The sequence below is a fragment of the Promicromonospora sp. NPDC110617 genome, from assembly GCF_055598465.1.
The window spans coordinates 34,228-52,556 of record NZ_JBVKBM010000007.1; the positions used below are offsets into that span (position 1 = coordinate 34,228).

General features: G+C 71.2%; 18 protein-coding genes. 10 read left to right on the forward strand and 8 right to left on the reverse strand.

Going from position 1 to position 18,329, the window contains the following annotated elements; genetic code table 11:
- Positions 1 to 31 precede the first annotated feature (31 nt).
- The 6 genes from ACZ7LE_RS26745 to ACZ7LE_RS26770 all read right to left on the reverse strand — a co-directional run bounded on the left by ACZ7LE_RS26745 (position 32) and on the right by ACZ7LE_RS26770 (position 6,214).
- Entirely contained in the window at positions 32 to 862 is an 831-nt protein-coding gene (locus ACZ7LE_RS26745; protein ID WP_470406245.1) for an ABC transporter permease, read from the reverse strand.
- Positions 859 to 1,863: an ATP-binding cassette domain-containing protein gene (locus ACZ7LE_RS26750; RefSeq protein WP_470406246.1), complete on the reverse strand. Its 1,005-nt coding sequence runs from the start codon at positions 1,861 to 1,863 to the stop codon at positions 859 to 861. Before ACZ7LE_RS26750 ends, ACZ7LE_RS26745 begins: the two co-directional genes overlap by 4 nt.
- Before the next feature lie 87 nt (positions 1,864 to 1,950).
- A complete protein-coding gene (locus ACZ7LE_RS26755; RefSeq protein WP_470406247.1) occupies positions 1,951 to 2,874 on the reverse strand; it encodes a COX15/CtaA family protein in 924 nt (307 codons plus the stop codon).
- Between the two features lie 158 nt (positions 2,875 to 3,032).
- The gene (locus tag ACZ7LE_RS26760) at positions 3,033 to 4,247 is read right to left on the reverse strand and encodes a S8 family peptidase (RefSeq protein WP_470406248.1); all 1,215 of its coding nucleotides are present in this window, start codon (positions 4,245 to 4,247) and stop codon (positions 3,033 to 3,035) included.
- Positions 4,248 to 4,367: 120 nt separating this feature from the next.
- Positions 4,368 to 5,141 (reverse strand): ABC transporter permease, encoded by a 774-nt coding sequence (locus tag ACZ7LE_RS26765; protein ID WP_470406249.1) that lies wholly within the window; start codon positions 5,139 to 5,141, stop codon positions 4,368 to 4,370.
- Positions 5,138 to 6,214, reverse strand: a complete 1,077-nt coding sequence (locus tag ACZ7LE_RS26770; protein ID WP_470406250.1) for an ABC transporter ATP-binding protein — start codon at positions 6,212 to 6,214, stop codon at positions 5,138 to 5,140. Before ACZ7LE_RS26770 ends, ACZ7LE_RS26765 begins: the two co-directional genes overlap by 4 nt.
- A 222-nt stretch (positions 6,215 to 6,436) precedes the next feature.
- Between ACZ7LE_RS26770 and ACZ7LE_RS26775 the strand changes: the two genes are divergently transcribed.
- From ACZ7LE_RS26775 to ACZ7LE_RS26810, 8 genes are read left to right on the forward strand one after another with little or no spacing between them, the layout of a single operon-like run.
- Positions 6,437 to 7,225 (forward strand): helix-turn-helix transcriptional regulator, encoded by a 789-nt coding sequence (locus tag ACZ7LE_RS26775; protein ID WP_470406251.1) that lies wholly within the window; start codon positions 6,437 to 6,439, stop codon positions 7,223 to 7,225.
- Positions 7,225 to 8,661 carry a Fe-S cluster assembly protein SufB gene (gene sufB, locus ACZ7LE_RS26780; protein WP_470406252.1) on the forward strand — a complete coding sequence of 479 codons (1,437 nt, stop codon included), beginning with the start codon at positions 7,225 to 7,227 and terminating at the stop codon, positions 8,659 to 8,661. The genes ACZ7LE_RS26775 and sufB overlap by 1 nt, the downstream gene beginning before the upstream one ends.
- 1 nt (position 8,662) lies before the next feature.
- Positions 8,663 to 9,880, forward strand: coding sequence for a Fe-S cluster assembly protein SufD (gene sufD, locus ACZ7LE_RS26785; protein WP_470406253.1), 1,218 nt, complete (start codon positions 8,663 to 8,665; stop codon positions 9,878 to 9,880).
- Positions 9,877 to 10,221, forward strand: a complete 345-nt coding sequence (locus ACZ7LE_RS26790) for a non-heme iron oxygenase ferredoxin subunit (RefSeq protein WP_470406254.1) — start codon at positions 9,877 to 9,879, stop codon at positions 10,219 to 10,221. Before sufD ends, ACZ7LE_RS26790 begins: the two co-directional genes overlap by 4 nt.
- Positions 10,222 to 10,268: 47 nt before the next feature.
- Complete coding sequence (gene sufC / locus ACZ7LE_RS26795; RefSeq protein ID WP_470406255.1) at positions 10,269 to 11,039, forward strand: Fe-S cluster assembly ATPase SufC; 771 nt, start codon at positions 10,269 to 10,271, stop codon at positions 11,037 to 11,039.
- Positions 11,040 to 11,066: 27 nt separating this feature from the next.
- Positions 11,067 to 12,401: a cysteine desulfurase gene (locus tag ACZ7LE_RS26800; protein WP_470406256.1), complete on the forward strand. Its 1,335-nt coding sequence runs from the start codon at positions 11,067 to 11,069 to the stop codon at positions 12,399 to 12,401.
- 31 nt (positions 12,402 to 12,432) lie between these two features.
- Positions 12,433 to 12,912: a Fe-S cluster assembly sulfur transfer protein SufU gene (gene sufU / locus ACZ7LE_RS26805; RefSeq protein WP_377236855.1), complete on the forward strand. Its 480-nt coding sequence runs from the start codon at positions 12,433 to 12,435 to the stop codon at positions 12,910 to 12,912.
- A gap of 10 nt (positions 12,913 to 12,922) precedes the next feature.
- On the forward strand, positions 12,923 to 13,300 hold the full coding sequence (locus ACZ7LE_RS26810; RefSeq protein ID WP_020012947.1) for a metal-sulfur cluster assembly factor: 378 nt from the start codon (positions 12,923 to 12,925) through the stop codon (positions 13,298 to 13,300).
- A 143-nt stretch (positions 13,301 to 13,443) separates the two neighbouring features.
- Here ACZ7LE_RS26810 and ACZ7LE_RS26815 read toward each other — a convergent pair whose 3' ends face one another.
- Together ACZ7LE_RS26815 and ACZ7LE_RS26820 are read right to left on the reverse strand one after the other, a co-directional pair.
- Entirely contained in the window at positions 13,444 to 14,334 is an 891-nt protein-coding gene (locus tag ACZ7LE_RS26815; protein WP_470406257.1) for a hypothetical protein, read from the reverse strand.
- Complete coding sequence (locus ACZ7LE_RS26820; RefSeq protein ID WP_470406258.1) at positions 14,321 to 16,036, reverse strand: VWA domain-containing protein; 1,716 nt, start codon at positions 16,034 to 16,036, stop codon at positions 14,321 to 14,323. Before ACZ7LE_RS26820 ends, ACZ7LE_RS26815 begins: the two co-directional genes overlap by 14 nt.
- A 432-nt stretch (positions 16,037 to 16,468) precedes the next feature.
- On the opposite strand from ACZ7LE_RS26820, the gene ACZ7LE_RS26825 reads away from it, so the two are divergent.
- Positions 16,469 to 17,050 (forward strand): winged helix-turn-helix domain-containing protein, encoded by a 582-nt coding sequence (locus ACZ7LE_RS26825; protein ID WP_470406259.1) that lies wholly within the window; start codon positions 16,469 to 16,471, stop codon positions 17,048 to 17,050.
- Positions 17,047 to 18,279, forward strand: a complete 1,233-nt coding sequence (locus ACZ7LE_RS26830; protein WP_470406260.1) for an MFS transporter — start codon at positions 17,047 to 17,049, stop codon at positions 18,277 to 18,279. The genes ACZ7LE_RS26825 and ACZ7LE_RS26830 overlap by 4 nt, the downstream gene beginning before the upstream one ends.
- Positions 18,280 to 18,329: the final 50 nt, after the last annotated feature.

An 18,329-nucleotide genomic window follows, 5' to 3' on the forward strand; every position in this document is an offset into this window, starting at 1 on the left:
TTCGGCACCGCGCGGACCGCGGCGGCGGGAGTCAGGCCTTGCGGAGGTAGCTGCGGACCGCGATCGGGGCGAAGACCACCACGACCACTGCCGCGCTCAGCAGCGTCCAGCCCACGTCGGCCGTGACCAGGCCCTCGTTCGCGAGGGACCGCACGGCCGACACGAGGTGGGACACCGGGTTGATCTCGACGAACGCCTGCATCCAGCCCGGGAGGGTGTCGACCTCGACGAACGCGTTGGACAGGAACGTCAGGGGGAACAGGACCATGAACGAGACGCCCTGCACGAACGTGGCCGACCGCGCGATCACGCCGATGTAGGCGAAGATCCAGCTCAGCGCCCACGCGCAGACGATCACGAGCAGCCCGGCGAGCACCACGCCGCCGAAGCCGCCGCCGGGGCGCCAGCCCATGACCAGGCCGGTCAGGAACGTGATGGTGGTCGCCACGAGGTAGCGGACAGTGTCCGCGAGCAGGGCGCCGGCCAGCGGCGCGATGCGCGCGATCGGCAACGAGCGGAACCGGTCGAACACGCCCTTGTCCATGTCCTCGCGGAGCTGGACGCCGGTCACGACGGACGCCGTGATGACGGTCTGCGCCAGGATGCCGGGGATGATCAGCGGCAGGTAGGCACCGACGCTGCCGGAGACCGCGCCGCCGAACAGGTACGTGAACATCAGCGTGAAGATGATCGGCTGGAAGGTCACGTCGATGAGCTGCTCGGGGGTGTGCCGCACCTTGAGCAGGCCGCGGTAGGCCATGGTGAACGACTGGGAGACGGTGGCGGCCAGGCCGACCCGGACGGGTTGGATCGTGGCGGTGTGCGGCGTGTGCGGTGCCGGGACCAGGGTTGCGGTGCTCATGCGGTCACCTTCTCGGTGTCGTTCCGGGTGTTCTCGGTGCTGCCGCCGGCGGGGGCGTCGTCCGACGCCGCGTGGCCGGTGAGGGTGAGGAAGACCTCGTCCAGGCTCGGCTTGTCGAGGCTGACGGAGTCGATCGGCACCCGCGCGTCCCGGAACCGGATCAGCAGGTCGGCGACGGCCTCGGCGTGGGGGACCGGCACGGTGATGCGCAGCCCCTCCGGCGCGACGACGCCCGCGGCGCCGAAGACCTGCTGCACCAGGCTGAGCGCGGTGCCGAGGTCGTCGGCCTCGGCGAGCCCGACCTGGAGCGACTGGGCGCCGACGGTGGACTTGAGCTCGTCGGCGGTGCCCTCGGCGACCACCGTGCCGCGGTCGATGACCGCGATGCGGTCGGCGAGCTGGTCGGCCTCGTCCAGGTACTGGGTGGTGAGCAGCACCGTGGAGCCGTCCGCGACGAGGCGGCGGATCGTGTCCCACATCTGGTTGCGGGTGCGCGGGTCCAGACCGGTGGTGGGCTCGTCGAGGAAGATGAGCGGCGGCCGGGCGATCAGGCTCGCCGCCAGGTCGAGCCGGCGGCGCATGCCACCGGAGTAGTTGCGCAGCGGCCGCTTGGCGGCGTCGGTCAGCGAGAACTCCTCCAGGAGCTCGGCCGACTTGGCGCGCGCGGCGCGCGCGGAGAGCCCGAGCAGCCGCCCGAAGACCACGAGGTTCTCGGTGGCGCTCAGCGTCTCGTCGACCGACGCGTACTGGCCCGTCACCCCGATCAGGGAGCGGACGGCGGCGCCCTCGCGGGCGATGTCGTGGCCGAAGATGCGGGCCTCGCCGCCGTCGGGCCGCAACAGGGTGGCGAGCATGCGGATGGTCGTGGTCTTGCCCGCACCGTTGGGCCCGAGCACCCCGTAGACGGTCCCGGTACGGACGGTGAGGTCGACGCCGTCCACGGCGCGGTTGTCGCCGAAGATCTTGACGAGGCCCTGTGCCTCGATCGCGTTCGTGTTCATGCCCCCAGCGTGCGGGGGCCCGCTCGCACGGGACTGTCAGACCGCTGTCACGGCGCGCTCACCGCGCGGTTCACCGCACCCGCGCCGTCACCGCACCCGCGTCGTCAGCCACACGCGGGTGGTCCCGGCGATCAGTGCGGCGGCACCGATCATGTGCAGCCCGACGAGCAGCTCGGGCAGGTCGGTGAAGTACTGCACGTACCCGATCAGGCCCTGCGCCAGCGTGATGACGAGCAGGATGACGGCCGCGCGGCGCACCTCGGCCGGGCCGCGCCGGACCGCCACGAGGAAGGCGACCAGGGCGGCCAGGAACACCCACACCGCGGCGGCGTGCCACTTGGTCAGGAGCGCCGGGTCGATGGCGAACCGGTAGCCCACCTCGGAGTCGCCGCTGTGCGGGCCGGCTCCGGTGGTCAGCACACCGAGCACGACCACGACGGCGGTGAGCCCGGCCAGGGCCCACGCGAGCGTGCGCACGCGCGGCGCGACCACGAGCCGCGCCGGCCCGTCGCCCTCGTCATACCGGTGCAACAGGTACAGGGACAGGGCGACCAGCGCGCCGGAGACCGCGAAGTGCAGGGACACCCAGCCCGGGTGCAGGTGCAGCAGCACCACGATGCCGCCGATCAGGGCCTGCATCAGCACACCGACGATCGGCGCCAGGCCGAGCATGCGGTAGGACGCGGTCCGCTTCAGGTCGGTGCAGACCAGCACCGCGAGCAGCACCGCGACGACCCCGAGCACGCCCGTCAGCGTGCGGTTGCCGAACTCGATGTAGGGGTGCAGCGTCGTCGCCTCGTGGAACTGCGGCGTGAAGCTGCCGGGCTCGCACTGCGGCCAGGTGGAGCAGCCCAGGCCCGAGTCCGTGAGGCGCACGGCGCCGCCGGTCCCGATGATGCCGATCTGGCCGATCAGGTTCGCGACGAGGACCGCGCGGGTCCAGTGGCGAAAGCGGTCCACGCGGCCGGGGAGCGCGTCGAGCCAGGAGACGGGGGCGGCGGGTGCGGTCACGGGTCCCACGCTAGTGCCCGACGACGGCGCTGCCTCCCGTGCTGGTCCCGGACCGGGTGTGATTCTTTGCGGACCATCTGTCAGGAACGTGTCAGACGCTCAGGTCACCGGGGTGACCTGAGCGTCTGACACGTACCGCTGACGAAGAGGAGTAACCGTCAGAGCCCGCTGACGTTCAGCAGCAGGTTCGGCGAGCCCGTGCCCGGGTCGGACACGACGTCCGGCACGGCCGCACCGGTCAGGGCGTCGCCGACCTCGGCTGGCGTCGCGGCCGGGTTGCCGCCCAGCACGAGCGCCGCGGCGCCCGCGACGTGCGGCGTGGCCATCGAGGTACCGCTGATGGTGTTCGTGGCGGTGTCGCCGGTGTACCAGGCCGACGTGATGTCGGTACCGGGCGCGAAGATGTCCACGCAGGTGCCGATGTTGGAGTACACGGCACGGGCGTCCGTGTCCTCGGTGGCGCCCACCGTGAGGGCCTCCGGCGTGGAGCCCGGCGAGCCGTCGCAGGCGTCGGCGGCGTAGTCATTGCCGGCGGCCAGGGCGAAGGTGACCCCGTCCGCGACGGCCTCGGACACGGCGTCGTTCACGGCCTGCGAGAAGCCGCCGCCGAGCGACATGTTGGCCACGGCCGGCTCCCCGGCCTCGTGGTCGGCCGTCACCCAGTCGATGCCGGCGATGACGCCGTCGTAGGTCCCGGAACCGCCGCAGTCCAGCACGCGGACCGCGACGAGCGAGACGTCCTTGGCGACGCCGTAGGACGAGCCGCCCACGGTGCCCGCGACGTGCGTGCCGTGGCCCGCGCAGTCGGTGGCGTCGTCGTCGTTGTCCACGGTGTCGGTGCCGCTGACCGCGCGGCCGCCGAAGTCCTCGTGGGTGGTCAGGATGCCGGTGTCGACGATGTACGCCGTCACGCCCGAGCCCGAGTTCCCGTACGTGTACGAGTCGTCGAGCGGCAGGCCCTCCTGGTCGATCCGGTCCAGACCCCAGGAGGGGACCGGCGACTGCGTGTCCGTCGCGGTCATCACCCGGTTCTGCTCCACGTACGCGACGGACGGGTCCGCCTCGAGCCGCTCGGCCTGCGCCGCCGACATCGACGCCGAGAAGCCGCGCACCGCGTTGGTGTAGGAGCGCTGCACCTCGCCGCCGTACTCCTGCACCAGGCCGCTGGCCGCGGCGCGGACCTGGCCCTTGCTGACACCGCTGTCCTTGAGGACCACGATGTACGAGTCCTCGATCGGTGCGCCAGCGACTGCTGCGGGTGCCTGGTCCGGAGCTGCCGACGCCACGGCCGCTGCTGCCGGAGCCGCCGCGAGGGCGATCGCGATACCGGCCCCGACGATCAGCCGGCGACGGTTGCTGTGAGTGGAAGTCACGCTGCCTCCCTGGGGAATGTAGGTGAAGTGGACCCTAAAGGGGCATATTTCACCCGCCAACCTCTCGAAAAGGTCATACCGCCCGGGTATGCGTGTGTGGTAGGTAGTTTCCCGGCCGGCTCAGTGCCAGCGGAACAGGCGGGCCGCACCGGCGCCGAGTGCCGCGGTCCAGGCCAGCAGCACCACCACGGAGAACGGCGGCACCGCGCCGTACAGCAGCGCGCCGCGCATCGCCTCGCCCAGCGCGCCCGACGGGAGCAGCACCGCCACGTGCGCCAGCGGCCCCGCGAGCTGCTGCGCGGGCAGCAGCACGCCGCCGCCGACCGTGAGCAGCACGAGCACCAGGTTGGCCACGGCCAGCACGCCCTCGGCGCGCAGGGTCCCCGCGAGCAGCAGGGCCAGGGCGGTGAACGCGGCGGTCCCGAGCAGCACGGCGCCGACGACGGCGGGCAGCGCGCCCAGCTCCGGCCGCCAGCCCAGCGCCACCGCGACGCCGCAGATGACGACCACCTGCACGACCTCGACGGCGAGCACTCCGAGCACCTTGCCGGCCAGCAGCCCCGACCGGCCCAGCGGCGTGGTGGCCATGAGGCGCAGCACGCCGTTGCGCCGGTCGAACGCGGTGGCGATCGCCTGCGAGGTGAACGCCGTCGACATCACGGCCAGCGCGAGCACGCCCGGCGTCACGAAGTCGACGCGCGAGAAGCCGTGCGTGTCCAGGTCGATGAACGACGTGCGCACCAGCGCGAACAGGACCAGCACGGGCAGCACGATCGTGACGAGGAGCTGCTCGCCGTTGCGCAGGATCGCGCGGGTCTCGAACGACGCCTGGGCGGCGATCCGGCGCGCGACCGGCGCGGCGGCGGGCTCGACCCGCGAGGTGGGCGCGCTCATCGCAGGTGCCTTCCGGTGAGGTCGAGGAACACGTCCTCGAGGGTGCGGCTGCCGGTGGTGACCGACCGGGCCAGGACGCCCTGCTCGGCGAGCCACCCGGTGACGGCGGCGACGGCCGCCGGGTCAACGGCCCCGGTCACGGTGTACACCCCGGCCTCGCCCTCGTCGACCACCCACCCTCCGTCTCGTCGAGTGCTGGGTATCTGCGGGGTCGCGGGCTGTTCGGCCGACAAATACCCAGCACTCAACGAGTGCAGGGCGGTGCGGAGCGGCGCGAGGTCCAGCCCGGGCGAGGCCTCGACACGGATCGAGCTCGGGCCCGCGCCGCTCCCGGACGTCAGGTCGCGGACGCTCCCGGACGCGATGACGCGGCCGTGGTCCACGACGTGCACGTGGTCGGCCAGGTCCGCGGCCTCGTCCATGAGGTGCGTGGTCAGCACGATGGCGACACCGTCGGCGCGCAGCTCGCGCACCAGGTCCCAGACGGCGCGCCGGCTCTGCGGGTCCATGCCGGCGCTGGGCTCGTCGAGGAAGACGACGTCGGGCCGCCCGACCACCGCCGCGGCGAGCGCGACGCGCTGGCGCTGCCCGCCGGACAGGCGGCGCACCGTGGTGCGCGCGAACCCGTGCAGGCCGAGGCGTTCGGCGAGCTCGTCCACGGGGCGAGGCGTGGCGTACATGGCGGCGACGTGCCGCAGCAGCTCCAGGGCGCGCACCCCGGTGGGCAGCCCGCCGTCCTGCAGCATGACGCCGACGCGGGGGCGCAGCGCCCGGGCGTCGGCCACGGGGTCGTGACCCAGCACGCGGACGGTGCCGCCGTCGGGGGAGCGCAGGCCCTCGCAGCACTCGATCGTCGTCGTCTTGCCGGCGCCGTTGGGCCCCAGGACGGCGGTGACGGCGCCTCGGCGGGCGGTCAGGTCCAGGCCGTCCACGACGGCGCGGCCGTCGTAGCGTTTGACGAGCCCGCGCACCTGGACGGCGACCTCGTGGTCGGCACCGGCGGGGCTGGCTGTGGCGGCGCTCGCGGTGGCCGCCTGGGCGGGGTCGATCGCGGGCGCGTCGGACAGGGGCACCGCACAATCGTAGGCGGCGCCGCACGGGGACGACGTCGTCCGGCGTGACCTGGGGGTGGACCTCGCGTGTGAGATGTGTCGCGATCGACCCCAACTGAGGGTCGCCTTCCTTGCGCATCTCGAATTAGGGAACAAGGATGTTCTCAAAAGCATTGGCGCCTACGAAGGCGTGCCCACCGGGTGAGGTCTGCCCCCGGACCGACGGAGGAGGAGGTGACCAGCATGAGCGCACCGACACAGGTGTCCGCCGGCCACGCGGTGAGCCACCCGGCGAGCCACGAGACCGACGGCACCACGCGACGGCGCGTGCTCGAGCTCGTCGCCTCCCGCGGTCCGGTCACGGCGGGCGCGCTGGCCGCCGTCCTGGGCCTGACCGCCCCGGCCGTGCGCCGGCACCTCACGCTCCTGGAGGAGGACGGCAAGATCACCGTCCACGAGGCCACGCCGTCGGGCACCCCTCGGCGCGGGCGCCCCGCGCGGCGGTACGTCGTCACGAGCGGCGGCCAGTCCGAGCTGGCGGGCGGTTACCAGGAGATCGCCCGGCAGGTGCTGCGGTTCCTCAAGGAGACCGGTGGCAGCCAGGCGGTGGCGGGCTTCGCCAAGGAGCGGTTCGACGCCGTCGCGCGCAGCTACGCACCGCACCTCACCGCGCCCGACGCCGAGGGCCGGGCCGCCCAGCTCGTCCAGCTCCTGTCGGCGGACGGCTACGCCGCCTCCGTCCGGCCGGTGCCGGCACCGCTGACCGGCCCCACGGCCGGTGTCGTGGCGCCCGCGGTCCAGCTCTGCCAGGGGCACTGCCCGGTGCAGCACGTGGCCGAGGAGTTCCCCGAGCTGTGCGAGCAGGAGGCCCGCGCGTTCAGCGAGCTGCTGGGCTCGCACGTCCAGCGGCTGGCGACCATCGCCGGCGGCGCACATGCTTGCACGACCAACATCCCCGTGAACGTCTCTGCCCAGCCAGGCGCAGGCGTCCCGCGAACGTTCCCCGCGACGACCCCCACCGAAGGAAAGTGATGAGCGCAGAAACGCAAGCGCCAGAGCAGCGCTCCGACGACGAGATCATCGCCAGCATCGGCCAGTACGAGTACGGCTGGCACGACAGCGACGCCGCGGGCATGTCCGCGCAGCGCGGCCTGAGCGAGGACGTGGTCCGCAACATCTCGGCGCTCAAGAGCGAGCCCGAGTGGATGCTGAACCAGCGCCTCAAGGCCCTGCGCCTGTTCGGCAAGAAGCCGATGCCGAGCTGGGGCTCCGACCTGTCGGGCATCGACTTCGACAAGATCAAGTACTTCGTGCGCTCCACGGAGAAGCAGGCCACGTCCTGGGAGGAGCTGCCCGAGGACATCAAGGCCACGTACGACCGGCTCGGCATCCCGGAGGCGGAGAAGCAGCGCCTCGTCGCGGGTGTCGCCGCGCAGTACGAGTCCGAGGTCGTCTACCACCAGATCCGCGAGGACCTGGAGGAGCAGGGCGTCATCTTCGTCGACACCGACACCGGCCTGCGCGACTACCCGGAGCTGTTCCAGGAGTACTTCGGCACGGTCATCCCGTCGGGCGACAACAAGTTCGCCGCGCTGAACTCGGCCGTCTGGTCGGGCGGCTCGTTCGTCTACGTGCCGCCGGGCGTGCACGTGGAGATCCCGCTGCAGGCCTACTTCCGGATCAACACCGAGAACATGGGCCAGTTCGAGCGCACGCTGATCATCGCCGACGAGGGCTCGTACGTGCACTACGTCGAGGGCTGCACGGCGCCGATCTACACCTCGGACTCCCTGCACTCGGCCGTCGTCGAGATCGTCGTCAAGAAGAACGCCCGCGTGCGTTACACGACGATCCAGAACTGGTCGAACAACGTCTACAACCTGGTGACCAAGCGGGCCACGGCCGCCGAGGGCGCCACCATGGAGTGGGTCGACGGCAACATCGGCTCGAAGGTCACCATGAAGTACCCGGCGATCTACCTGCTGGGCGAGCACGCCCGCGGCGAGACGCTGTCCATCGCCTTCGCGGGCGAGGGCCAGCACCAGGACGCCGGCGCCAAGATGGTCCACGCGGCACCGAACACGTCGTCGTCGATCGTCAGCAAGTCCGTGGCGCGCGGCGGCGGCCGCACGTCGTACCGCGGGCTGGTGCAGGTGCTCGAGGGCGCCGCCCACTCCGCGTCCAACGTCCTCTGCGACGCGCTGCTGGTGGACCAGATCTCCCGCAGCGACACCTACCCGTACGTGGACGTCCGCGAGGACGACGTGTCCATGGGTCACGAGGCCACGGTCTCGCGGGTGAGCGAGGACCAGCTGTTCTACCTCATGTCCCGGGGTATGGAGGAGACCGAGGCCATGGCCATGATCGTGCGCGGGTTCGTCGAGCCCATCGCGCGCGAGCTGCCCATGGAGTACGCACTCGAGCTCAACCGCCTCATCGAGCTGCAGATGGAAGGGTCCGTCGGCTGACATGACTCTCACGACCGATCACTCGCGCGCTGTTGCCGACGGCGCCCACTCCCACGGCGCCGTCAAGCCCCAGGGCTCCCGAGCCGAACGCCTCACGTCCTTCTCCCTGGAGGACATCCCCGTGCCGAACGGCCGCGAGGAAGAGTGGCGCTTCTCCCCGGCCGACCGCCTCCAGCCGCTGTTCCAGGCCGACCTGGGTTCGGCGGGCGTCACGGTCCAGGTGACCGCCGCCCCCGAGGTCAAGGTGGAGACCGTCGCCCGCGACGACGCCCGCCTGGGCACCGCCGGCAAGCCCGGCGACCGCACCGCCGTCACCGCGTGGAACGCCTTCGAGCAGGCCACCGTGGTGACGATCCCGGCCGAGGCCGTGGCCTCCGACGTCACGTCCGTGCGCCTGGAGGGCGTGTCGACCGACGCGACCGCCGCCCACGTGCTGGTCCGCGCCGAGCGGCACTCCGAGGCCGTCGTGGTCATCGACCACAACGGCGTCGGCTCGCTCTCCGAGACCGTCGAGATCGTGGTCGAGGACGGCGCGCACCTCACCGTCGTCAGCGTCCAGGACTGGGCCGAGGGTGCCGTGCACGCCTCGTCGCACCGGGCGCGCATCGGCCGCGACGCCAAGCTCAAGCACGTCGTGGTCACGTTCGGCGGCGACGTCGTGCGCATCACGCCGGACGCCGAGTTCACCGCCGAGGGCGGTGACGTCGAGATGGTGGGCCTGTACTTCGCGGACACCGACCAGCACCAGGAGCACCGCCTCTTCGTGGACCACGCGGTGCCGGAGTGCAAGTCCCGCGTGACCTACAAGGGCGCCCTGCAGGGCTCCGGCGCGCACACGGTGTGGGTGGGCGACGTGCTGATCCGCGCGAACGCCGAGAACACCGACACCTACGAGCTCAACCGCAACCTGGTCCTCACGGACGGCGCGCGCGCGGACTCGGTGCCGAACCTCGAGATCGAGACCGGCGAGATCGCCGGGGCCGGCCACGCCAGCGCCACCGGCCGCTTCGACGACGAGCAGCTCTTCTACCTCCAGGCCCGCGGCATCCCCGAGATCGAGGCCCGTCGCCTCGTGGTGCGCGGCTTCTTCGCCGAGCTCATCCACGAGATCGGCGTCCCGTCGGTCGAGGAGCGCCTCCTGGCCTCCATCGAGGCCGAGCTGGAGAAGTCGATGAGCGTCATCACCGGGGCGCCGACCGCCGAGGCTCCGACCGCATGACCGCGCAGCTGGCCTGCATGACCGACGACCTGGGTCCGGAGGAGGCGATGCTCGTGGAGCTCGACGGCGCCGACGGCGCCCCGGTCGCGGTCGCGGTGGCCCGCGACGCCGACGGCACCTTCCACGCCATCTCGGACGTCTGCTCGCACGGCGCCGTCTCGCTGTCCGACGGCGAGGTGGAGGGCTGCCTCGTGGAGTGCTGGCTGCACGGCTCCCAGTTCGACCTGCGGACCGGCATGCCCGTCCAGCTCCCGGCGGTGCGCCCCGTGCCCGTCTACCCGGTGACGCTCGACGGGGACAAGGTGCTCGTCGACATCGACGTGACCGTCCCCGTCTCCTGAACCACTCACTCTTGAACCACTGACTTCGCAACCCTGGAGTAACAGATATGCCCACCCTCGAGATCCGCGACCTGCATGTCAGCGTCGAGACCAAGGAAGGCCCCAAGCCGATCCTGCGCGGCGTCGACCTGACGATCGCCAGCGGTGAGACCCACGCGATCATGGGCCCCAACGGCTCGGGCAAGTCCACCCTGGCCTCGGCGCTCGCCGGCCACCCGAAGTACACCGTCACCTCGGGCACCGTCACGCTCGACGGCGAGGACCTGCTGGAGATGACCGTCGACCAGCGCGCCCGCGCCGGCCTCTTCCTGGCCATGCAGTACCCGGTGGAGGTCGCCGGCGTCTCCGTCGCGAACTTCCTGCGGACCGCCAAGACCGCCATCGACGGCACCGCCCCCGCCCTGCGTACCTGGGGCAAGGAGGTCAAGGGCGCGATGGAGAACCTGCGCATGGACCCGGCCTTCGCCGAGCGCTCCGTGAACGAGGGCTTCTCCGGCGGTGAGAAGAAGCGCCACGAGATCCTCCAGATGGAGCTCTTCAAGCCGCGCTTCGCCATCCTCGACGAGACCGATTCCGGCCTCGACGTCGACGCCCTGCGCATCGTCTCGGAGGGCGTGAACCGCGCCAAGGAGAACACCGAGGTCGGCGTTCTGCTCATCACGCACTACACGCGCATCCTGCGCTACATCAAGCCCGACTTCGTGCACGTCTTCGTCGACGGCAAGATCGCCGAGGAGGGCGGCTCCGAGCTGGCCGACCGCCTCGAGGAAGAGGGCTACGACAAGTACGTCGGCGCGAACGCGACGGCCACGGCCTGACCGACCGCTGAGGCACTTCGAGGGGACATGATGACCACCACCGCCACCGTGCGACCGGGCGACCCGGCGCCGCAGGCTACGGAGAGCGGCTCGCTCTCTACCACCGAGCTCGCCGCAGTCCGGGCGGACTTCCCGCTGCTCGAGCGCACGGTGCGGGGTGGTCAGCCCCTCGTGTACCTGGACTCCGCCGCCACCTCCCAGAAACCCCAGGTGGTGCTGGACACCGAGGTGGACTTCTACGAGCAGCGCAACGCGGCGGTCCACCGCGGCGCGCACCAGCTCGCCGAGGAGGCCACCGAGGCGTTCGAGCAGGCACGCGCGGCCGTGGCCGCGTTCGTCGGCGCGGACGAGGGCGAGATCGTCTGGCAACCAGGTGCCACCGCCGCGATCAACGTCGTGGCGTACGCCTTCTCCAACGCGACCCTGGGTCGCGGGGGAGAGGCCGCGGCGCGGTTCCGGCTCGCGCCGGGCGACGAGATCGTGGTCACCGAGGCGGAGCACCACGCCAACCTCGTGCCGTGGCAGGAGCTGTGCGCCCGCACGGGCGCCGTCCTGCGTTGGATCCCGGTGGCGGACGACGGCCGGCTCGACCTCTCGGGTCTCGACTCGATCGTCACGGAGCGCACCAAGGTGCTGGCCTTCGGCCACGTGTCGAACGTGACCGGCGCCATCGCCCCCGTCGCCACGCTCGTCGCGGCGGCCCGGCGGGTCGGCGCGCTCACCGTCCTCGACGCGTGCCAGTCCGTGCCGAACATGCCCGTGGACCTGCACGAGCTCGGCGTCGACTTCGCCGCGTTCAGCGGGCACAAGATGCTCGGCCCCACCGGCGTCGGCGCCCTGTACGGGCGGCGCGAGCTGCTGGAGGCCATGCCGCCCACCGTCACCGGCGGGTCCATGGTCGAGGTCGTGACCATGGAGTCCACCACGTACGCGCCGCCGCCGCAGCGGTTCGAGGCCGGCACCCAGATGGTGGCCCAGGCCGTCGGCATGGGCTGCGCGGCGGAGTACCTCGGGGAGCTCGGCATGGCGGGCGTGGCCCGGCACGAGACCGAGCTGGCCGTCGAGATGCTCAAGATCGCCGACATCCCCGGCGTCCGGGTGATCGGCCCCCTCGACACGGCCGACCGGCTCGCGGTGGTCTCGTTCGTGGTCGACGGCGTGCACGCGCACGACGTCGGGCAGGTCCTGGACGACAAGGGCATCGCCGTGCGGGTGGGGCACCACTGCGCGCAGCCGCTGCACCGCCGGTTCGGCGTGGCCGCCACGGCGCGCGCCTCGGCGTCGGTCTACACGACGGTCGAAGAAGTTGTCGCCTTCCGGGAAGCGTTGGCAGGGGTCCGGGCGTTCTTCGGAGCAGAGTGATTTCTTCGGTGAGACCTAGAAAGGCAGCGTCGTGAGCACGCTCGAGCAGATGTACCAGCAGGTGATCCTGGACCACGCGAAGCACCCGGTAGGCCGCGGGCTCGTCGACGTCGCCTCGGTGGAGGGACACCTCGCGGGGGAGTCGCACCAGGTGAACCCGACGTGCGGTGACGAGGTGACCCTCCGGGTCGACGTCACGCCGGAGGGTTCCGTGGCGGGCGTCTCGTGGGAGGGGCAGGGATGCTCCATCTCGCAGGCGTCCGTGTCCGTCATGACGTCGCTCGTCGAGGGCGCCGACCTCGCCGAGGTGGCGCGGCTCGACGGCCTGTTCCACGACCTGATGTCGTCCCGCGGCAAGGGCCTGGGCGACGACGACGCCGAGGACGCCCTCGGCGACGCGACCGCCTTCACGGGTGTGTCGCAGTACCCCGCCCGCATCAAGTGCGCGCTGCTCGGCTGGGCGGCGCTCAAGGACTCGCTGGCGCGCAGCGGCGCGCTGGCCACGAGCTGAGGAGAGACCGATGACTGAGGCAAGCACCGACGTCGGGCAGGACGCCCCGGCCGCTCCGGCCGAGGGCGTGGGCCCGTCGCCCACCACCGTGGTGGACGTCGAGGAGGCCATGCGCGACGTGATCGACCCCGAGCTGGGCATCAACGTCGTGGACCTGGGTCTGATCTACGGCATCCAGGTGGACCAGAACAACCACGCGACCATCGACATGACGCTCACGTCGGCGGCCTGCCCGCTGACGGACGTCATCGAGGACCAGAGCGCCCAGGCGCTCGAGGGCCTCGTGGACGGGTTCCGCGTGAACTGGGTCTGGATGCCGCCGTGGGGTCCGGAGAAGATCACGGACGACGGCAAGGAGCAGCTCCGGATGCTGGGGTTCAACGTCTGAGGATTGAGGAGGTCAGGTGACAGCTCCCTGAACCGGGGAGATGCCACCTGACCTGCTTTTTCTTCTTCGGGACCAGGGACGGAAGCGGACGCGAGCGGCCCCGGCTCGCGCGCGCCGACGGGACCGCTGTGACCGGCCGCCGCTCAGGAGGAGACGGCGAGAGCCCGGAGGGTGAGGGATCGAGCATCTCGGTCGACGACTCGCACCGCCGCCAGAACGGTGACCTTCGGCATCTTCTCGATGCCTGAGTAGCCGGTCTTGCTCCGGCCCCACGCACCGAGCTGGATCGTCGCCGTCCATGGCTGTGCCCCAGCCTCGTCCGCGTCCTGCGGGCCGACAGGGACCGACACCTCGACCGTGCACTCCCGGGACCTGCTGAGACAAGACTGCTCGTCGCACGTCTCGTTCGGATGACTCCGGAACGCGCCGTCGACGTCGGCACCGGGGACACTCAGCTCCACGAACTCGTTCGAAGAGCTCTTCGTCGGCGGTGTGTACCAGCGCAGCTCGGCGTCGTTGTCGAGGTCGTGCAGCAGGCTCCGCCTCGACAAGGCTTCCCGAGCCTGCTGCAGCTGGTTGACCAGACTCAGGTTGAAGGCGGTCTCGTACTCGCGCGACGTCTCGAACTGTCGGCCGAACGCGGCCTCCGAACGGGCGACCTTGATGGCGGCGCCCGAGCTCTGGCCGGCCCGCGTCCCCGTCTTGACCACCTGCTGGATGTTCGCCCCGTGGAAGAGCTGGGCGTGCAGGTCGGCCACGCGCCACGGGCAGAGGTAGTGATAGGTGCCGAGCGGGCGTGCCCGCCGTGGTTCGGGCTCCGGAGCGGACTGGATCACCGCGCCGATGACTGCCCCCAGCACGGCGACCCCGGCGGCGCCGAGCACGACGTCGCCGAGACCCTCGGGCACGAAGTGGGCGGCGACGGCGCACAGGGCCGCGATCGCGCCGCCGACGTGAGCGCTCGTCGTGCTCCATGCGCGCCGCAGGCGGCCGCCGGCGGGCGCGTCGCGATCCAAGGCGTTACTGGTAGGCACGGATCTCCTTGAAAAGTCTCTGCAGGTCGGCAGGGTCTGCCGACCTGATGACCGACCCGCCGGACTCGAAGGCGAACGACTCCAGCTCGTGGACGGTGGTGCACTTGTCGTTGTCGACCTGTTCGCACCCGGCGGCATCGGCCACGAGGACGACGTGCGTCGGCACGTCGAGCGCCGCGTAGTCCCTGTCATAGTTCGCGCGGAACGCGTCGGACGTGGTGCCACCGTTCCAGAAGCCGTCGGTGACGATGACCACCGACGTCTGCCTGCCCTCCACGACCTCGTCCTCCTTCAGCGTGCTGTAGGCCTCGTCGAGGGCGTCGTAGTAGTGGGTGTCGCCGTCGCCGGCCTCGAGCGACTGGACGATGCCGTTGAGCCGGTCCAGCTCGGGGTCCTCAGGGCTCCCGACAGTGAGGTCAGCGATCTCCTCCACCTCGCTGTCGTAGGTGAACGCGGTGAGCTCCTCTCCCGTCCGGAACCGCATGAACTGCCCGCTGATGCTGGTGTCGGTGCCGGTCAGACCCCCGAAGGCCGTCTTGAGGCTCTTGAGCCGGGCGGGCTCACTGCCCATCGACCCGGAGACATCGAGCAGGAACACCGTGCGGGCCTTGGGCGAGTAGTCGTCGAAGTACGCGGTGAGCAGACCTTCGAGGGCGGCGAGGTCGTCCGGCAGCGGTACCTCCTCGACGGCGGCTGCCGTCTGCAGCTCCTTCGCGAGCTCCGGCGCCGGATCGACGTCCGTCGCGCCGGGGCGGCGCAGCGTCAGGCTGCTGAGCTCGTCCTGCACCTCGGTGCGCAGGAGGTACTCGGCGACGACGTCGTAGGCCGTGCTCTCGTCCTGATCGGCCGCGGGCGCCAAGCCCGTGAGCGGGTAGGTTGCCTCGACGACGCCTTCCTCGGGGTAGATGATCGCGAGGTTCGCGCCGTCCCTGCGCAGCCCCAGCAGCTCCGACTCGTAGTTGAACAAGCCGCCGTAGAGCCCGGCGCCGTCGACGAACTTGTCCGAGAGCCAGCCTGAGCTCGGCGCCTGGTCGGCGCGGCCGGCGAAGAACTTCCTCATGGTCGCCAGGTCCGCGGAGGCCGGGTCGCCGCCGGTCCCGAACGCGCTCGCCGCCCCGACGAGGGTGGCGAGTCCGGAGTTCGACGCCGCCGGGTTGGTCATGAGGAACGAGAGAGAAGCGGTGTCGGCGGCATCGGCGATCTCGGACCACGACACGGCATCGCCGTCGGACCAGCCGAGGCCGTCGGCGACCGACGCCTGGACCCCGAGGACGACGGGGGAGCGCATGATCGGGTCCGACGACGTGATCCCGCCGAGGTCGCGGTCCGCGAGCGCGAGACGCAGGTAGTGGTCGGACGCGAACCAGGCGGCGTCGAAGCGTGAACGATCAGCCAGGATCTCGTCGGCCGCCTCGAGCGTGCCGACGAAGTCGGGCTCGAGTGTCACGCCGGTGGCGGCCGTGAGCTCCCTGGCGAACTCGCTCGGGCCCTCGGCGCAGCCGAGATGGCCGTCCGGGTCGGGCGCCGGAGCGGCCTCGCCGTCCTCGCAGAGGAGCGCGTCGAGCTCGGACCCGGCAGCGAGAACGAGCGTCGTGGGCTCCGCGACCTGTGGAGGTTCCTGAGACTCCCGGACGATGTACCAGGCGGTTGCCACGAGGGTGACCGCGAGCAGGGCCGGCGCGAGCCAGGGCAGACGCTTCACGAGTCGCGGGATCCTCTGTTGTCGATGGTGCCGGGCAGACGGGTTCTGGCCAGTGCCGGTGGGCAGCACAATCCAGGACAACTCTGTCGTAAGCGCTGGTGACGGGTCCGGGGAGCGCGGCCCTGATCGCACGAGTTCGGGAGATGTTCACCACCGGTTCATGCGGGCCGCGCCGAATGCTCGCGCTCGTTTCTGGGTTCCGAGCGCGTCGATGAGTTTCCGGTGTTGGAGGTGGTTGTCCCAGATCGGCCAGGGTCAGGGGAGTGTCACGCGACGGGACCGCTCGCGATGGCCGTGGCGGTTCCCGGGGAACCATCCCATCGGGGTGGCGAGCCCGCCGATGCCGCTGCGCCGCCAAGAAACTCTGAAAGAGTCTTGCAGAATTCGAAGGTGGCGAAGTAATCTGAAAGCTCCTTTCAGAAAGGGCGTCGGATGTCGACCTCCGAGAACCGCCAGACGATCACCGACCCCGCGGCGCTCGACGCGCTGGCGCACCCGGTCCGTCTCGATCTGCTCAGCTTCCTCATGTCCAACGGGCCGGCGACCGCGTCGGAGTGCGCGCGTGCTGTCGACGACTCCCCGTCCAACTGCAGCTATCACCTCCGCGTGCTCGCGAAGCACGGCCTGGTCGAGGATGCGGCGTCCGATGACGGCCGGGAGCGCCCGTGGCGCGCGACCATCACCGGCCTGAGCGTGGATCTCGACTCCGACGACCCGTCGACCGTGACAGGCGCCGTCGCGGCCCTCGAGGCCTCCCTCCAGCTCGACTACCAGCTCGCCCGCGAGCACCTCCGCCACCGTGACCGGCTGCAGGGCGCGTGGCGCGACGTCGACGCCCATGCGCAGTACGGGCTGCGTGTCACGCCTGAGGAGCTCAGGTCGATCGTCGAACGCATCGACGCCATCGTCCGCCCCTACATCGGTGCGACGCGGGACGACGCACCAGCGGAGGCGGCAGCGGCGAACCTGTCCCTGCTCGCGTTCCCGCGACCGACCTTCGGCGGCGCGTCGTGACCTCGCGCACCGCCTTCGCGATCCCTGCGTTCCGGCGCCTCTGGGGTGCGGGCCTCATCTCCGACATCGGTGACTGGTTGCTGTTCGTCGCGCTGCCGTTGATCGTCTTCCAGCTCACCGGCTCCGCCCTCGGCACTGCGGTCGCCTTCCTGCTCGAGCTCATGCCCGCCGTGGTGCTCGCGCCGCTGGCCGCGCGACTCGTCGGCCGTTTCGACCGGCATCGGCTGATGGTCGCGGTCAACATCGGCCAGGCCCTGGCGCTCCTGCCGCTCCTGTGGGTGCACGACGCCGCCGACCTCCCGATCGCCTATGCCGTCATCGTCGTGCACGCATCGCTCAGCACCCTGTTCGAGCCGGCGAAGAACACCCTGCTGCCGGATCTGGTGGATGCCGAGCGGCTGGTCTCCGCCAACGCCCTGATCGGCCTCAACCAGAACCTCGGGCGCCTGGTCGGGGGCCCGCTCGGCGGCATCCTGCTCGCGGTCGGCGACCTCGCTCTCATCGTGATCGTGGATGCCGCGACCTATCTGCTCTCGGCCGTGCTGATCGCCACGCTTCCCACGGTCGCTGCCTCCCCACCCGCGGACTCCGACCGACGGCCAGGAGGGCTCTGGGAGGCGCTCCGCATCCGCCGCTTGTCGGGCGCATACGTCGTCATCTTCATCTCGAGCATCGCCCAGGGCATGTTCCTGCTGCTGTTCGTGCTGTTCGTGCTCGGGCCCCTGGGTGGCTCCGATGCGGATGTCGGTCTGCTCCGCGGCGTCCAGGCGGTCGGGGCGATCGCGGCCGGCCTGGTGCTGGGGTTTCTGGTGCGGGGCTCGTCGCCGCGCACGCTGACGGCCGCGAGCGTGCTCACCTTCGGCGTCATCTCGCTCGTGACCTGGAACCTGCCGGCGCTGACCACGGACATCGGGTGGTACGTCGTGCTGTTCGCGGCAGTCGGTGCGCCCGGCGTCGTCATGCTCGCGGGCCTCATCAGCGTGTTCCAGCAGGAGTCCGAACCCCGCCAGCGCGGTGCGGCCTTCGCCGCTGTCGGTCTCGTCAGCGCAGCCGGGCAGGGCGTCGGCATCCTCCTCGGTGCCCTGTCCGACACTTCGATCGGCCTGCTTCCGTTGCTGGAGGTGCAGGGATGCCTCTATCTGGCGGGCGGTCTGATCGCGCTGCTCTGGCTCCCGCGCACCCTCCACCCGGCACGCGCACCTGCGGCAGACACCGCGGCTCGCAGCTGACCGGTAGGGACTGCCGCACGGAGGGTCATGGCGCGATCGGCGACCTGCGG

Excerpts from the sequence above, each read along its gene's own strand:
- ACZ7LE_RS26765 (WP_470406249.1), bottom strand. The coding sequence starts at position 5,141 with ATGAGCGCGCCCACCTCGCGGGTCGAGCCCGCCGCCGCGCCGGTCGCG.
- ACZ7LE_RS26745 (WP_470406245.1), bottom strand. The coding sequence starts at position 862 with ATGAGCACCGCAACCCTGGTCCCGGCACCGCACACGCCGCACACCGCC.
- ACZ7LE_RS26775 (WP_470406251.1), top strand. The coding sequence starts at position 6,437 with ATGAGCGCACCGACACAGGTGTCCGCCGGCCACGCGGTGAGCCACCCG.
- sufC (WP_470406255.1), top strand. The coding sequence starts at position 10,269 with ATGCCCACCCTCGAGATCCGCGACCTGCATGTCAGCGTCGAGACCAAG.
- ACZ7LE_RS26750 (WP_470406246.1), bottom strand. The coding sequence starts at position 1,863 with ATGAACACGAACGCGATCGAGGCACAGGGCCTCGTCAAGATCTTCGGC.
- ACZ7LE_RS26800 (WP_470406256.1), top strand. The coding sequence starts at position 11,067 with ATGATGACCACCACCGCCACCGTGCGACCGGGCGACCCGGCGCCGCAG.
- ACZ7LE_RS26825 (WP_470406259.1), top strand. The coding sequence starts at position 16,469 with ATGTCGACCTCCGAGAACCGCCAGACGATCACCGACCCCGCGGCGCTC.
- ACZ7LE_RS26810 (WP_020012947.1), top strand. The coding sequence starts at position 12,923 with ATGACTGAGGCAAGCACCGACGTCGGGCAGGACGCCCCGGCCGCTCCG.
- sufB (WP_470406252.1), top strand. The coding sequence starts at position 7,225 with ATGAGCGCAGAAACGCAAGCGCCAGAGCAGCGCTCCGACGACGAGATC.
- ACZ7LE_RS26790 (WP_470406254.1), top strand. The coding sequence starts at position 9,877 with ATGACCGCGCAGCTGGCCTGCATGACCGACGACCTGGGTCCGGAGGAG.
- sufD (WP_470406253.1), top strand. The coding sequence starts at position 8,663 with ATGACTCTCACGACCGATCACTCGCGCGCTGTTGCCGACGGCGCCCAC.